At 57.6% G+C, this 16,203-nt stretch carries 11 protein-coding genes; 6 read left to right on the forward strand and 5 right to left on the reverse strand.

The genetic code is table 11. The features are described 5' to 3' along the window. Window positions 1-104 precede the first annotated feature (104 nt). Together ACYVHB_RS09190 and ACYVHB_RS09195 are read right to left on the reverse strand one after the other, a co-directional pair. Entirely contained in the window at window positions 105-1,214 is a 1,110-nt protein-coding gene (locus ACYVHB_RS09190) for an NAD(P)/FAD-dependent oxidoreductase (protein ID WP_461051409.1), read from the reverse strand. 5 nt (window positions 1,215-1,219) lie between these two features. Further along, entirely contained in the window at window positions 1,220-3,139 is a 1,920-nt protein-coding gene (locus tag ACYVHB_RS09195; protein ID WP_461051410.1) for a LodA/GoxA family CTQ-dependent oxidase, read from the reverse strand. 372 nt (window positions 3,140-3,511) lie between these two features. On the opposite strand from ACYVHB_RS09195, the gene ACYVHB_RS09200 reads away from it, so the two are divergent. The 5 genes from ACYVHB_RS09200 to ACYVHB_RS09220 all read left to right on the forward strand — a co-directional run bounded on the left by ACYVHB_RS09200 (window position 3,512) and on the right by ACYVHB_RS09220 (window position 13,363). Continuing rightward, complete coding sequence (locus tag ACYVHB_RS09200; RefSeq protein ID WP_461051411.1) at window positions 3,512-5,410, forward strand: 3-keto-disaccharide hydrolase; 1,899 nt, start codon at window positions 3,512-3,514, stop codon at window positions 5,408-5,410. A 7-nt stretch (window positions 5,411-5,417) separates the two neighbouring features. Beyond that, window positions 5,418-7,586 carry a plastocyanin/azurin family copper-binding protein gene (locus tag ACYVHB_RS09205; protein WP_461051412.1) on the forward strand — a complete coding sequence of 723 codons (2,169 nt, stop codon included), beginning with the start codon at window positions 5,418-5,420 and terminating at the stop codon, window positions 7,584-7,586. 20 nt (window positions 7,587-7,606) lie between these two features. Continuing rightward, window positions 7,607-9,433, forward strand: a complete 1,827-nt coding sequence (locus tag ACYVHB_RS09210; RefSeq protein WP_461051413.1) for a glycoside hydrolase family 9 protein — start codon at window positions 7,607-7,609, stop codon at window positions 9,431-9,433. 31 nt (window positions 9,434-9,464) lie between these two features. Then, a complete protein-coding gene (locus tag ACYVHB_RS09215; RefSeq protein WP_461051414.1) occupies window positions 9,465-12,239 on the forward strand; it encodes a glycoside hydrolase family 2 protein in 2,775 nt (924 codons plus the stop codon). A gap of 62 nt (window positions 12,240-12,301) precedes the next feature. Continuing rightward, on the forward strand, window positions 12,302-13,363 hold the full coding sequence (locus tag ACYVHB_RS09220; protein WP_461051415.1) for a 2Fe-2S iron-sulfur cluster-binding protein: 1,062 nt from the start codon (window positions 12,302-12,304) through the stop codon (window positions 13,361-13,363). Between the two features lie 35 nt (window positions 13,364-13,398). On the opposite strand, the gene ACYVHB_RS09225 is transcribed toward ACYVHB_RS09220, so the two are convergent. Continuing rightward, window positions 13,399-14,160 (reverse strand): cyclase family protein, encoded by a 762-nt coding sequence (locus ACYVHB_RS09225; RefSeq protein WP_461051416.1) that lies wholly within the window; start codon window positions 14,158-14,160, stop codon window positions 13,399-13,401. A 66-nt stretch (window positions 14,161-14,226) separates the two neighbouring features. Between ACYVHB_RS09225 and ACYVHB_RS09230 the strand changes: the two genes are divergently transcribed. Then, on the forward strand, window positions 14,227-14,628 hold the full coding sequence (locus tag ACYVHB_RS09230; RefSeq protein WP_461051417.1) for a GxxExxY protein: 402 nt from the start codon (window positions 14,227-14,229) through the stop codon (window positions 14,626-14,628). Between the two features lie 103 nt (window positions 14,629-14,731). Here the strand turns inward: ACYVHB_RS09230 and ACYVHB_RS09235 are convergent, their stop codons facing one another. Together ACYVHB_RS09235 and ACYVHB_RS09240 are read right to left on the reverse strand one after the other, a co-directional pair. Then, window positions 14,732-15,868: an FAD-dependent monooxygenase gene (locus ACYVHB_RS09235; protein ID WP_461051418.1), complete on the reverse strand. Its 1,137-nt coding sequence runs from the start codon at window positions 15,866-15,868 to the stop codon at window positions 14,732-14,734. A 20-nt stretch (window positions 15,869-15,888) separates the two neighbouring features. Next, window positions 15,889-16,182: an antibiotic biosynthesis monooxygenase family protein gene (locus tag ACYVHB_RS09240; protein WP_461051419.1), complete on the reverse strand. Its 294-nt coding sequence runs from the start codon at window positions 16,180-16,182 to the stop codon at window positions 15,889-15,891. Between the last annotated feature and the right edge of the window lie 21 nt (window positions 16,183-16,203).

Genomic DNA, 16,203 nt, shown 5'->3' on the forward strand with positions numbered 1-16,203 from the left:
TTACTATTATAAAAGTACTCTGTAGATATAGTAAAACTTTTATTAGTGATTCCGGCACGACTTGATGTATTGGGAGCTGGAAACCGTGACCGGTTCATAGATACCTACCGGGGTGCGCGAAGCGTTTGCCTCCGCTGCCAAAAGGGGTGGTCTCTCCAGCGGTGTTCGCTCTCGAAGTAAGATTGCCGGTTAACCAGATACGACCCGTACAATGTCGAGAGCGCCTGGTCATACTCCGTCAGCGCGGTTGAACTGCTCTCCAAACGGCCCGCCACGGCTTTGCCTGCCATCAGACCCGTGTACATGGCCGCTAAAATGCCCTGCGACGAAAGCGGATCGAAACGCAAAGCTGCATCTCCGGTGGCAAGCCAGTGTTCGCCACCCACTTGAGTCAGGACGCTGCTGCGGGCGTCGGCGGACTGGGGCGTGTGAATTGGCACGTAACCATGACATCTGAGTGTAGCCGACACATGCACGGTTGCGGCTACCTGACGGTGGAAGCCCGTCGGAGTAGTCGCTTCTTTACACGCGGCCGACCCGGCATCGGTAAAGAAAGTAACAATCCGCTCATCGTGCGGCAGACGCGCCGAATGAAACCAACCCGTGGGGCCCGCTTCAATTAGGGTCGTTGAATCCTGATCTGACCCGGCGGTCGTGTCGGCTCGATAACGAACAAAAAACGCCACCTGACGGTCGTCATACCGGCGTTTGACACCAACATGCCGGGCCACCACACCAGACCGTCCACTGGCATCAATCAGGTGGGTGGCGCTCACGGATTGGGTTCCTTCCGGCGTTTGAACCGTAAGCTGCCAGCCGCCGGACCGGATGCTCTCTAACCGCGTAACCTTCCCCAACCGGCTGCTGACTCCCGCCTTCTCGGCGCATTGCCGAAGCCGGTTGTCGAACCGAACGCGGTCGAGGTGCCAGCCATGACCGTAGGGCGAACGAATGAAATCGGTGTCAATTAGCGTAGAGTTGCCCCAGGCCGAGCGGTTGCCGTAGCAAGGCAAATGCCCATCCGTCAGGAAGCTCGTCCACGCGCCCAATTCGGTGAGAAGTAGCTGGGCCGACGGCACTAAGCTCTCCCCCACCCGAAAAGCACCAGCCGGGGGATAGTGCCACTGCAACACCCGGCACCCGCGTTCGGCCAGCACTTGGGCCGCCACCGATCCGGCTGGTCCACCGCCAACCACCACCACGTCGTAGCGCATGGACCTCAACGGTTACGGGCACCCCGGCCAACAGGTCCCACGTACAGCCCCGTGTCGTTGGGAATAGCGTCTGAGTCCTCCTGCACGGCCTCCGGCCCCGCGCTTCGCAACAAACGCGTTGGTGACGAACCCGCCGAACCCGGCTTTGACTCCACGTACATCTCCACCGGAAAATCGGGATCGTCGGCCACGCCCGGCCGATATTCAACGACGCCTAAATCGCCAAATTTATCAATCATCGCCACCAGCGCATCCAAGTACCCAGGCCCCAGCAGGCGGTACCAACTCGCCCGGCGGTTAAACGCGTCTAAGCGTTCAGAGCGCGGGCGGCTTGTGTCCATCACCACCTCATAGTCCATTTCTTTCAACACGGTGTTGGGAACCCGGGCGGGCCAGAAAGTGGGCACCAGCGGGTCGTACTTGGCTTCGTAACCCGCCCGGCAACTGGCGGTGTCGCTTTGCCAGGGACAGGCCATCCAGCGCGTAAGATCACCCGGCCCATTCCAGAAAATACCCGGCGGGGTTGTGAACACATCGCTGAGCAGGGCGGGCGACAGCAGGGGGCCGTAGTCCGGTTCTGGGTACGTAGCAGGACGTCGCCGAATGCGGAACGGACTGGTGTACATGCCCGTCAGCCGCATGGGCCAGGTCAATTCGCAACCCGGATGGAACGGCCCGCCGAGGCAATACCACAAAGCTGCTTTGGTAAGCATAGCCGCCTGCTCACTCAGGTTGGTAATCTCGTCGATGGACTGCGGGGCGGGCGCATCAGGATTCCAGTCGGCGGCAAAGTCACCGTTGAGCCACTGGGTCAGGTTCCCGTAGAGCGTTTTGGTCAGGGTGAAGTAGCCATTGGGGGTCGTGGCCGGTACGTTCATGTTGTCGCCATACATCCAAGGCCAGCGCTGCGGCTCAATCTGAAGGGAGTTGGGCGACCGGAAGTAGTTAAAAATCTGACGCCGGTATTCGCGGTAATCATCCGTTATGGTCCCGTCCTTGTCTTTCGTGATTGTTGCCAGCCGCCGGAGCAGAGCAGGATCGGTAAAATCATAGGCTTGCTTATGGCCAAAGGCAACGTAGAATCCCTGATTGACCCACTGGCACTGACTGAACTGCTGAAGAAGCGGCAAAATGTCGTCCTGAAACGAAGGCTGCTTTTTAGGAACGCCGTAATAGCCCTGCACAGCGTCGACCGTCACGTCGTACATCGTTTGAATCGAAATGACGTCGGGGGCGTAATTGGGCGGAGCGCATATAACCCAGGCCCCCTCCACGGGCAGGCTTTTCCCATCAACGGTCACCTGCGCGTCTACCGGCCCGTCGGATACGTCGTCGTGCCAGCCGTTGTTGTTGGCAAACGTGGTGGGTGGGTTGGCCGGATAAGGCGTTCGGGAAACGCCCCGCCCGCCCAGAAACAACAATCGACCCTGCTCGTCGGTACGGAGTTCGCCCAGATAAACCGGCTCACTTAGGAAGTGCCCCCCGTCGAAGCAATAGTCCGAACCCGCCTGATTAGCGCCCGAAATCGTTACTGGACCGGGATCAATGACGAGTTGCTGCCGGTCGTCCCCCACGAAGTTGGCGTTGCGCAGGGGCACGGGCTTGGCCTGGGGAATGTCCATGGCTACGTCGAACTCATACCAGGCGGCTTTTTTATTCGCTACGTGGACTGTCCAGGTAATGTCCGCGTTATCGGCCGTTAATTCAGCGACAATGTCGCCTTTCGCGTTGAGGCCATACACGCGAAACCGGGCGGCCTGCCGCTTCAGCGCCCCGGTGGCATCTTTGTAGAAACCAGCGGGTTGTTTGGCCGCCGTCGTTGTTTCGGGGCCGATGAAATAGTCGGCCGGGCTGTTGCCTACTCTGGCAACGCCAATAGCCGGGTAGATGGCGGCCCGAACGATTGTTTGGTTGGTAGCAGTCATGAGATCAGATACGTCATAATGAGGAAGGTTTGAGGATCAACGTGGATTGAGTATGGGCAGCGCCTACCGTAAAACAGGCAGGAGCAATATAGGTAGCGAAGGAATCGGCTTTCGGTTTTTAACAGTTGGGTCATGTGATATTTATTATTTGGTTGCTCATGGTATCGTTTGTAAACAAAAGGTGATTTAGTTTCTCCCGCCGGGCTGCTTAACATTCCCACCCCTATTTGGCATCAAACAACCCTATGCCATGCGCGTGGGGAGCCGTAATTTTGGTACGACAAAAAATAGGTTTTATATCAGCCTATTTGCGCGGGATGGTATCTTCACGTTACGTTTGACTTATACCATCCTATCGTACTCGTTTACTCTATGCAACACACGTTTTGTGGTTCGCTGCTGGGCCTGCTGCTGGCGGTCAGCGCGGGGGCGCAACCCATTGAACTACCCGCTAACACGATTGCTCTCCAAAATCTGGCCGATTTCAAGCCGACAGGCGGCAACTGGAAAGTCGTCAGCGACGTGTTTTACGACCTGAACAAAGCCGGGGCAGGAGCCACCAAACCGGGTACGGGTGTGCTGGTGAACACGCCGTCCAACAAGAGCAAAGAGCCGCTGTTCACCACCCTCGAACACGGCGACCTGCAACTGGAGCTTGACTTCATGCTGGAAAAAGGGGCTAACTCCGGCATTTATCTACAGAGCCGCTACGAAGTGCAGTTGGTTGATAGCTGGGGCGTCAGCATACCAAAATCGAGCGACTGCGGGGCCATTGGCGAACGCTGGGACGAAAGCCGACCCGACGGACGAAGGGGTTACGAGGGCCACCCGCCCATGCAGAACGTGAGCAAAGCACCGGGCCTGTGGCAGCACCTGACCGTCGTGTTCCGCGCCCCGCGCTTTAACGCAACGGGTGAAAAAACGGCCAACGCCCGCTTTCTGAAGGTGATGCTGAACAGCGTTGTGGTGCAGGAAAATGTGGAAGTAACCGGCCCCACGCGGGCGGCTGCCTTCGCCGATGAGAAACCCACTGGCCCGCTGATGGTGCCCGGCGACGACGGCGCCGTTGCCATTCGCAACATCCGCTACAAAGCCTACAGCCCGGAACCGGTGACGCTGACGAACATGCAACTGAGCGCCTACGAAGGCCGTTTTAAATCGGTAGCTGATTTCGACGCGCTTAAACCAACGCGGCAGATGGACCTCGACGTGCTGGCCCACCTCGCCCCCGGCAACCGCGACCGGTTTGGCGGAAAAATCACCGGCACGCTGCGCATTCCCCGCGCCGGGCAGTACCTGCTCAACCTGAACCTCCGCTGGATTCCCGCCGAAACCGACCCCAACCGCCCCAACGGAGCCGGGGAACTGACCATCGCGGGCAAACCCGTGCTGAGCATTAGTGGTAAGCAGGGCGGCACGGCGTCGGCAATGGTCAGCTTAGACGCGGGCGATCTGCCGGTGGTGCTGGCTTATTACAAAAACAACGGACTCTGGTATGCCCGCTCCAACGACATACTGCTTTCCATCGAAGGCCCCGGCGTTCAGCAAACGACGCTCAATCAGGTGATTCGGGCCGAAGACCCGGTGGGCGAGATTTCGCTGCTGGCCAACCGTGAACCCGTTATGCAGCGCGGTTTTGTCAACCATCGCGGTCTCAAACACACGCACACAATTTCGGTGGGTGAGCCCGGTCAGGCCAATTACACCGTTGACCTGAGCAAAGGCGAATTCCTGCAAATCTGGCGGGGCGATTTTCTGGAAACGACGCCCATGTGGTACGGACGGGGCGAAACGCAGCTATCGGTGCCGCTCGGCAGCGTGATCGAGTTGTCGGGGAAACCGTCGCTAACCTACCTCGCCGATCAGAACGCGGCCTGGCCCGATTCCAACGCGACGTACACCAACTTAGGCTACGATATTGACCCGACGGGTCGGCCCGTTTTCAAGTACACGCTGGGTGCAACAGCCGTTCGGGAATCGTTTACGGCGGAAGATGGCGGTCGGAAATTAATGCACTCGTTTGCCGTAACGCCCGCAACAAGTGAGTCCAGCCAGTCATCCGGCAACCTCTGGTGCCGCGTGGCCGAAGGAAGTGATATTACAGCCCTGCCCAATGGTCTATACGCCGTGAACGACAAACAGTACCTGATTGAGTTGCCGGGTAACCAGAAGCCGATCATCCGCAGCACGGCGCGGAACACAAAAGAGATGCTGCTACCCCTAAAAGCCACCAATAACGCGGGTACGCTAACTTATTCAATCGTTTGGTAAACAACCTATGAACCTCACACATCTTTATATACCTCATTTTGCCAGAACCGCGCTGCTGTCGGCGGGGCTGGCCTTGTTCGGCTTTTTGTCGGCCGACGCGCAGATTCAGTCCAAAACGGGTTTGCCGGTCAGTTCGAGCAGTAAGCAACCCGCTCCGGCTCCGAAGGGACTGGCTAAAGTGGACGCCGACCCTGAAAAGGAAGACGATTTTTATAAACTCATTTCGCTGCCCGTACCGGAAGACATCATTCTGGAAGTTGGCGGCATGGCCACCCTGCCCGATGGCAATCTGGCCGTTTGTACGCGCCGGGGCGAAGTCTGGATCGTCTCAAATCCGTACATCAGCGGTACCGAGCGGCCCACCTACAAACGCTTTGCCTATGGTCTGCACGAACCGCTGGGGCTGGCCTACAAAGACGGCGACATTTACGTGACGCAGCGCAGCGAGGTGACCCGCCTGCACGACAACGATGGCGACGGCCGCGCCGACTCCTACGATAAAGTGTATTCGTGGCCACTGTCGGGCAATTACCACGAGTATTCATACGGGCCGACGTTCCTGCCCAATGGCAACATGCTCGTGACGCTCAACGTAGGCTGGAGCAACAGCTTAGGGCATGGCGTGAGCTTAGTGCCCTGGCGCGGCTGGACGCTCGAAATCACCCCCGACGGCAAAATGACGCCCTTCGCGGCCGGGATGCGCTCGCCCGCTGGCTACGGCATGAACGAATCCGGCGATTTCTTCTACACCGAGAATCAGGGCGACTGGGTCGGGTCGGGCCGCATTTCGCAGGTCGAGAAGGGCGATTTCCTGGGCAACGCCGAAAGTCTCCGCTGGACGGATTTGCCCGGTTCACCCCTGAAAATTAAACCGCAGGACGTGCCCAATACCGGCGAACCACTCTACGACGTGTCGAAGCGGTTTACGGACCTGAAAGCCCCCGCCGTCTGGCTTCCGCACGGCATCCTCGGCATCTCGACGTCGGGCCTGCTGACCGACAACACAAAAGGGAAGTTTGGACCGTTTGCCGGACAGTTATTTGTGGGTGATCAGGGCCAAAGCATTCTGTCGCGCGTTGATTTCGAGCGGGTGAAGGGCGAGTATCAGGGCGTGGTGTTTCCGTTTCGCGAAGGCTTTTCGTCGGGTGTACTGCGGATGGTTTGGGGCCACGATGCGTCGCTGTTCGTGGGAATGACGAGCCGGGGCTGGTCCTCAACCGGCAAAGAACTATTCAGCCTGCAACGCGTGGTCTGGACGGGTAAAACGCCGTTCGAGATGAAGACCATCCACGCTATGCCCGATGGATTTGAAATTGAATTTACCCAACCCGTCGACCGAAATCTGGCGGCAGACCCGGCTTCGTATAAGGTGACGGGCTTCAACTACAAGTACCACGCCACCTACGGCAGCCCGGTTATCAATCGCGGGGGCTGCCCGGTTCGCGGCATCGTCGTATCGAAAGACGGGTTGAAAGCAAGGCTCGTGGTCGACAGCCTGCGACTGGGGTATATCCACGAGATTACGACACCGGGCGTTCGGTCGGCCACTGGCAAAGCACTGCTGCATACGGTGGGCTACTACACGCTCAATAACCTTCCCGACGGCGACCGGTTGACCGTGGCCAGCATCGCGCCGAAGCATGACCACGCGGCCATGATGACGACCTCCACGTCGGGCACACCGCCGGTTAACGCAAAAACGACTACCAAGAAAGCGTCGCCAACCAAACCGGTTGCGGCCGCGAAACCAACCGGCCGGGCACTGGCAAAACGGGTGACCGAGATGCCCGAATCGTGGGGTGAGCCGGATTACACCATCAACATGGGCACAAAGCCGGGGCTGAAGTTCGCGCCGGAGCAGTTTCAGGTAAAAGCGGGCAGCAAGGTGCGGGTAGTGTTCAACAACGAAGACGACATGCTGCACAATTTCGTGGTGGTCATGCCCGGCTCCGCGACGCAGGTGGGCGAACTGGCGATGAAATTGGGGCTGGAAGGGCAGGAGAAACAGTACATTCCCCAAACTGAGAAGGTGCTGCACCACACGAACCTGTTACAACCCAATACCAACGAAACCATCTATTTCATAGCGCCCGACAAACCGGGCAGTTACGAGTACGAATGCTCGGTGCCGGGCCATTTTTACGTAATGCGGGGTCGTATGAACGTTGTGAAATAAGCAGCAAACCTGATTAATTAATGAAAACATCGTTTGGTCGGTTAACTGCCCTTTTAACTTGGCTGATTCTGGCGAATGGCAGCCTCCTGGCGCAGAATCAACCCCTGGCCGAAAGTATCCGGCTGAATCAGGTGGGGTTTTACCCCAACGCGGCTAAAGTTGCGGTGGTTGTGGGCGATACGCCGGGCAAATTTCAGGTGATGACGCCCGACCTCAGAACGGTGGTTTTCGTGGGGCCAATGAGCAGCTCGCGCCAGAATCCCATTTCGGGAAAAATCACCCGCACGGCCGACTTTTCGGCCTTCACCAAACCGGGTGAGTACGTCGTTGTCGTGCCGGGTCTGGGCCACTCCTACCCGTTTACCATTCAGTCTGACGTGCATCGGGCGGTAGCCGTTGGGGCTATCAAAGGATTTTATTATCAGCGAACGGCCATTGAGTTGCCCGCGAAATACGCCGGGCAGTGGGCGCGTCCGGCGGGTCACCCCGACACGCGGGTGCTCATTCATCCGTCGGCGGCTTCGGCGGGACGACCGGCGGGAACGGTCATTTCGTCGCCCCTCGGCTGGTATGATGCGGGCGATTACAACAAGTACATCGTCAACTCCGGCATCACGATGGGGACACTGCTGTCACTCTGCGAAGATTTCCCGGACTATGTCAAAACGCTGAACACCAACATCCCCGAGAGTGGCAATACCGTTCCCGACGTTCTCGACGAAGCACTGTGGAACCTCCGCTGGATGCTGACCATGCAGGACCCCGGCGACGGGGGCGTTTACCACAAACTGACCAATCCCAGCTTCGACGGCATGATAATGCCCGACAAAGCCGTCAAAGACCGGTACGTGGTGGCGAAAGGCATTACCGCCACGCTCGATTTTGCCGCCGTGATGGCGCAGGCCGCCCGTGTGATCAAACCCTACAATCGGGAGTTGCCCGGCCTGGCGGATTCCTGCCTGTCGGCGGCTGTGCGGGCCTGGGGCTGGGCGAAAGCGAACCCGACACTGGCCTACAATCAGCGGGACATGAATACCAACTTCGACCCCGACGTGGTTACGGGTGGCTATGAAGACCGTAACGCGGCCGACGAGTGGATTTGGGCCGCTGCTGAACTGTATGTTACCACCAAAGACGACACCTACTACACGACTGTCAACCTGTTTCCCGATGCCCGGATGCCCCTGCCGTCGTGGGCGCAGGTTCGCACCCTCGCTTATTACACGCTGGCCCGGTCGGGTAACAATTTGACCGCCCTCGGCCAAAAAGACCTGCCCATGCTGAAGCAGCGGTTAGCGGCCATGGCCGATTCGCTAATAATGGGCGCTGACCAGCAGGCGTTTCAGACCGTAATGGGCAGGTCGGCGCGGGATTTCATCTGGGGTAGCAGTGCCGAAGCCGCCAACCAGGGGATTGCGCTCCTTCAGGCGTACCGGCTGACGGACTCACCCAATCGTAGTCGTTATCTTCACTATGCTCTGGGCAACTTAGATTATCTGCTGGGCCGCAACGCCGTTGGCTACTCGTTCCTGACCGGCTTTGGCGACAAAACGCCCATGCACCCGCACCACCGCCCGTCGGTGGCCGACGGCATCGACGCGCCCGTGCCGGGCTTGTTGTCGGGAGGTCCCAACGCCAATGCCGCCCGGCAGGACAAATGCCCCGGCTACACCACCACCAACGCCGATGAAGTGTACATTGACGCCGACTGCTCATACGCGTCCAACGAAATTGCTATCAACTGGAACGCCCCGCTGGTGTATTTAGCCGCTGCGCTGGAAGCCCTGCAACGCGACCAAAAAACCACCCCCGACGCCAACCTGAAAGCCACTAATTCGGGCAAATAGCACTCATTTTTTATTTTTGCTTCCTAACCCAATGCGCATCGCTTTCTACCTGTTCATTAGCTGTCTGCTGGCAGCCCAGCCGCTCTTTGCCCAGAAAACCGAAATCAAATACCTGTCCGGCACGGGTAAGGACGACACGGTTAACTGGGAGTTTCAGTGCACCGCAGGCCGCAACAGCGGCAAGTGGACCACCATTCCGGTACCGTCGAACTGGGAGTTGCAGGGGTTTGGCAACTACGATTATGGTTTCGGCAAAGAGGATTCGCTGGAAGTCGGTTTGTATCGGCACTCGTTCACGGTTCCGGCTAACTGGCAGCAAAAGCGCGTGTTCATCGTCTTCGACGGCTCCATGACGGACACCGAAGTGAAAGTGAACGGTCAGTTAGCCGGACCCATTCACCAGGGGGCTTTCTATCGATTCCGGTATGACATCACCCCTTTATTGAAAGTCGGACAACCGAATCAACTGGAGGTTCGCGTCAGCAAAGTGTCCTCGAACTGGACGGTGAACGATGCCGAACGGAAGGCTGATTTCTGGGTGTTTGGAGGTATTTTCCGGCCGGTTTTTCTCGAAGCCTATCCGCAGCAGCGCATTGAACGGACGGCCATCGACGCTAAAGCCGACGGGTCGTTCAGCATGGATGTTTTCACCGACGGGATCACGTCCACCGGATCGGTCGAAGCCCGGATTGTTAACAAACGCGGCCAGCCCGTCGGTCAGGACCTGACCGTAGCGGTTCAGCCCGGCGATACTGTGGTTCGGGTGCGTGGAAAATTTACCAGTCCGGCCCTGTGGTCACCCGAATTTCCGAATCTGTACCGGGTAAACGTCAGCCTGAAAGTTAAAACGGCGGTCGTTCACAGCCTGACCGAACGGTTTGGCTTTCGCACGGTCGAACTGCGCGAGCACGATGGCCTCTACGTCAACGGGCAGCGGATCATGTTCCGGGGTGTCAACCGGGGGTCGTTCTGGCCCACAACGGGGCGCACCACCAACCGGCAAATCAGCGTGCTGGACGTGAACCTCATCAAAGACATGAACATGAACGCCGTGCGGATGTCGCACTACCCGCCCGACAAACATTTTCTGGAGGTGTGCGACTCGCTGGGGCTGTTTGTGATTGATGAACTGACGGGCTGGCAGTATCCGCCCTACGACACGCCCGTTGGCCGGAAATTAGTAAAAGAGCTCATTATCCGCGACGTAAACCACCCCTGCGTGGTGCTGTGGGCCAACGGCAACGAAGGCGGTTTCAACTTCGATCTGGTGCCCGATTACCCGCGTTACGACATTCAGAAACGACCCGTGATTCACCCCTGGATCAACCGCTATGGCACTAACACGAAGCATTACATCAACTATAACTACGGCCTGAACACGTTTTTCAACGGCCGCGACGTGTTTTTCCCAACCGAGTTTCTACACGGTCTCTATGACGGCGGCAATGGAGCCGCGCTGGACGATTTCTGGAACCTGATGCGGTCTACCCCCCTGTCGGCGGGCGGATTTCTGTGGGATTACTGCGATCAGGCGGTAGTTCGCACGGACCAGGACCGTGGCGACGGACCGGAAAAGATGGACACCAACGGTAATTCAGCCGCCGATGGTATTCTAGGTCCTTACCGCGAGAAAGAAGCCAGTTTCTACACTATCCGCGAAATCTGGTCGCCCGTGTTTTTCCCGAAACGATTCATCACGCCCCAGTTCAACGGGCAGCTCCCGGTCGAAAACCGGTTTGACCAGACCAACCTCAACCGCTGCACGTTCCGCTGGACGCTTAAAAAATTTAGCGGCATGACCCCCGGCGATACGACGACGCTAACGGGCAGCCTGACCGCCCCCGACGTTAAACCCCGTACCACGGGTACGTTGACGGTGTCGCTGCCCAAAGCCTGGCAAGACTACGACGCGCTGTACGTGACAGCCAATGATCCGTACGGTCGGGAAATTCACACGTGGTCGTGGCCCATTTCGATGCCCAGCCGCGTTGCCAATCGGCTGATGGAGAAGGGGCAGGGAACGGTTACTACCCGCAAAACCGGTGACCAACTCACGCTGTCGGCGGGCGGGGTATCGGTTGTGCTGAACACCAAAACGGGCTTGCTGCAGGAGGTAAAAAATACCAAAAACACCCTCCCACTAACCAACGGCCCGGTACTCATTGAGGGGGATGCGGTTTTCAAAAGTCTCCGGCACTACGACACGCTCGGTACGCACGTGGTGGAAGCTACCTACGACGGCAAGTTTCGGTTCAACGTCGTCTGGACAATGTACCCGTCGGGCTGGTTGAAACTGGCGTATCGCTACCGGCCGGGCGTGGCCCTGGAGATGCCTGGCGTAACGTTCGACTACCCCGAAAAGGCCGTAACCGGCATGTATCTGCTGGGCAACGGTCCATACCGGGTGTGGCGCAACCGGCTCAAAGGCGGCACCCTTGGCGGGTGGAACAAGCCCTACAACGATGCCATCACGGGCGAACGCTGGGACTACCCGGAGTTCAAAGGCTACTACGCCAACTTCTACGGGGCGCGGGTGCAAACCACCGAAGGCGCGTTTACGATGCTGTCGGCCAGCGACGATTTGTTTTTGCGGATGCTCACCCCGGCCCGGCCCAAGGCGGCTCCCAATGACAACACGGTGCCGGTATTTCCGGCGGGCGGCATCTCTTTTCTGCACGACATTCCGGCCATTGGCACCAAGTTTCAGAAAGCCGAGGGACTTGGCCCCCAGAGTCAGAAAGCCCTGACAGGTGCCAACGGTGGTCAGGACACGTTTCAGGGGGTGCTGTATTTCGATTTCCGGTAGTGAAACCCCGGAGCCATGTGCGTAAACCGGTGAGCAGACTATGGTCATGAAACGCGAACACTATGCCTGACTCACCCCTAACCCTCCGCGTTGTACGGATTGTTGACGAAGCCCCCGACACGCGCAGTTTCTGGCTGGAGTCGACTGACGGTCGGGCGGTGCCTTTCCGGCCAGGTCAGTTTCTGACGCTGCTGATACGGGTCAACAGCCACGAGGTTCGGCGGTCGTACTCGCTTAGTTCACTGCCCGGCGATGGACTCCGAATCACCATCCGGCGCGTAGCCAATGGCGCGGTATCCCGCCAGTTGCTGGACACGCTGCAACTGGGTGACCTCCTCCAGAGCCTGCTACCCGCCGGTCGGTTCACCCTGAAAACGGAGCCGGATGGACCACCCCGCGACCTGCTGCTGTTTGGCGCGGGCAGCGGCATTACGCCCCTGCTACCCCTGCTGCGGCAGGCGGTAGCGGAGGAGCCAAAAAGCCACGTGACCCTGCTCTACAGCAATACCCACTCATCCAGAATCATTTTTCGGGAGGAATTAGCCCAGCTACACCAGCAGTACGCTAGCCAGTTTGCACTCATCCATCTGCTCAGCCAGCCCGACCACACCGACACCAAATCAGGGGGGCGGGTTGAGCCAGGACGGCTGAGCAACCTGCGACTGCAAACGCTGCTGCCGACGCTGCTTCGGCACGACGCGGGCCGGGCACAGGTGTTTATTTGCGGCCCTGCCGACTACATGCGTATGATTCGGTTTACGCTGCTGGTAACCGGTTTTCGCGATGATCAGATCCGACGGGAAAATTTCGTGGTTCATTCGGCTTCCCCTACTCCGCTTCCGGCATTTACCCAGGCCCGAACCATCCAGGTAGTGATCCGGGGGCAGGCGTTCTCCGTTCACGTACCCGCTTACGTATCCATCCTACAGGCCGCTTTGGACGCCGGTATTCGCCTGCCCTACAGTTGTCGCGGGGGCCGTTGCTCCACCTGTGCCGCCCATTGTTCGGCCGGGGAGGTCAGGATGACTATCAACGACGTACTAACGGATCAGGACAGAGCCGAAGGCTGGATTCTGACCTGCACGGGCTACCCCGCCACCGATGACGTAGTGATTACCGTGTAGACGTACTGGCCTCTCCAAGTAAGTTTTGCCCGAATCTATGCCTCCAGAAAAGCAACGGCCCGGCACCAGCCCGCGCTGCCTCCTTTAATTTTTACCGGGAAACAACTGACTTTAAACCCGTGCGAAGGCAATTGGTCGAGGTTGGCCAATTTCTCGATCTGGCAGTACTCTTTCTCCCGGCCAACGTAGTGAGCTGCCCAGATCACACCCGGACGCGGGTTCTGCGCGTAATCCTCAGCCTGAATGTGCAGGGGAATGTCCCAGCCCCAGCCGTCGGTACCCATGACCTTGATACCCTGGTCGATGAGCCAGTGAGTCGCTTCGGCGGAGGCCCCAACGTGAATTTTCACGAAGTCATCGTCGTGGAGTCGCTTGTCGGCATCGCAGCGCACCAGGACAATGTCGAACGGTTTGAGCGTGTAGTTCATGGCCGCTAACTTCTCCTGCGCGTCGGCGGTGGTGAAACAGTAGCCGTCGGGTTTGTCGGTGAAATCCAGCACGACGCCATCGCCGTAGAACCATTCCAGGGGCATCTGCTCGATGGTTCGCGACGGCTTGCCCTCGCTGGTGGGAAAGTAGTGCCACGGGGCGTCGATGTGCGTTCCGGCGTGGCCCGTCAGGTACAGGAACTCCCCGGCGGGGCCGTTGCCTTCCAGAAAAACGCCTTCAGAAGCCCCGCCGAAGAGTTTGGATCCCATTTTCCGGGCACCTTCTTTGTGGTCTTCGTAGTCAATTTTAGTTGGCAGCGGCTCTTTAATCTCCGGCGAAATAGTAACTGAGAGGTCGATGATTTTCATAATGGAACGCAGATGATTATGATTTTTAAGATTACTTTATGATTTCTTAAACCAATCGTAACGAGCATGAATACCAATTACCTGCATTCTGACATTACTCAGTTGATTTTGAAAGCTTTTTACAAAGTTTATAATACACTGGGATATGGATTTCTTAAAAAGGTTTATGAAAATGCGTTACGGTTAGAAATCCGTAAAATGAGCTTGTCTTGCCCGGCACAGCAGCTCATCGATGTGTATTATGACACAGAAAAAGTGGGATTATATTATGCCGATTTGATCGTTGCTAATTGTGTCATCGTAGAATTGAAGGCGGCAACAGGCTTAGCCCCTGAACACGAAGCACAGCTAACCAATTATCTCAAGGCCACTAATCTCGAAATTGGATTACTTCTCAATTTCGGAACACAGCCGCAACACAAACGAAAAGTGTTCGCCAATGACCGAAAAAATCATAATTCAATCTGACAATGGAACCGCACCGGCGGACCGGCAGATGGTTATGATTTTTATGATGAATTAAGATCATTTTTAAATCATAAAAATCATAACTATCCGCGTTCTATACTATTTAAATCGGAGCCATCATCGCGCCTAATGTCTGACCCATGGTTCGGCCGATGTTGACGCCTTCGGGCAGTTGCCCTTTCCAGTCTAACTGTTCCCATTCGCCGATCTGGGCGGATACCTCCACGACCATTTTACACCGCTCGAAACGGCGATTCATGAACTGCTCAAAAGCCGCCGGAATGCTGGTTTCCCGCCCGATCACTTCTGCCAGCACGACCGCATCTTCAATAGCCAGCGACGCCCCCTGCCCCAACTGCGGAATCGTCCCGTGAACGGCGTCGCCAATGAGCACGATCCGGCCTTTGTACCAGGGCTTAGGCACCAGAATCGTTTCGAGCGGGCGGCAAATGACTAAGCGGGGATCAGTAATCTGATCGACGAGTTCCGCAATCATCGGGGCCGGGTATTCCTGCAGGTGCGCTTTCAGACGGGGGACCAACTCATCTTCGGCAACAAACGGATCGTCACCTTCCGAAGTCACGCAGAATAGGTACATCCGGTTGTGGGTCATGGGCACCAGGCCAACCTTCGACTGCCGACCGAACAGCATGTGAGCGTTGTCCATGTCGGCGGGGCGGTCAAAGGCGTAACGCCAGACCGACTGCCCGGTGTAGCGGGGCTTGACCGCATCGCCGAACAGGTGCTTCCGGACGCTGGAGTTGATGCCATCGGACCCAACCACGAAATCATAGTTGCCCGTTGTGCCGTTCGAAAACGTTACGTTCACCGTGTCGCCGGTGTCGTGCAGGGCCGTCGCAGTTTGTCCCATTCGGAAGGTTACACCCTGCTCAACGGCTCCTTTGTGCAGTACCTCGTGCAACACCCGGCGCGAGATGCCGTTGTGAGCGGGCAGGTGGCCAATGCCGGGCGTTCCCGTCGTACCGATGGGGGTACCGTCGGCCAGCGCGAGATTAAAATGCGAATAGGGCGACCCCTGGGCAATGCACGCGTCGGCCAGGCCCAGCGTGTCTAAGGCCCGCAGCGCGTTAGACGGCTGAATGATGCCGACGCCGTACACGTTGTATTCCTGGTTCATTTCAACGAGTTCGACGTCGAGACCAATCTTCCGCAGTGCCACACCGGCGGACAAACCACCAATACCACCACCCACGATCAATACAGTTGCAGCGGTTGCCATAGTTAAGTAGAGAGTTGAGTTTAAGCGTTCAGGGTTTCATAGTGCTCAACCACCGGTGCCTTGTCGAAGAACGGCCCGATCAACGCCCGCCACTCGGTAAACAACGCCGATTGACGAAAGCCGGTCGTGTGCGCTTCCAGCGAGGTCCACTGCACCAGCAGCAGGTATTTGGTTTCGGTTTCGAGACACCGCTGCATCGAGTGGCTGAGGTAGCCCTCCGCCCGACTGATGACCAGTTCTGCTTTTGCAAAAGCCAGTTCAAAATCGGCCTGCGTACCCCGTTTAATTTCCAAAATAGCGACTTCCGTTACCATTCCTGATTCGTATTTTTACCA

It is taken from the genome of Spirosoma arcticum, from assembly GCF_054779955.1.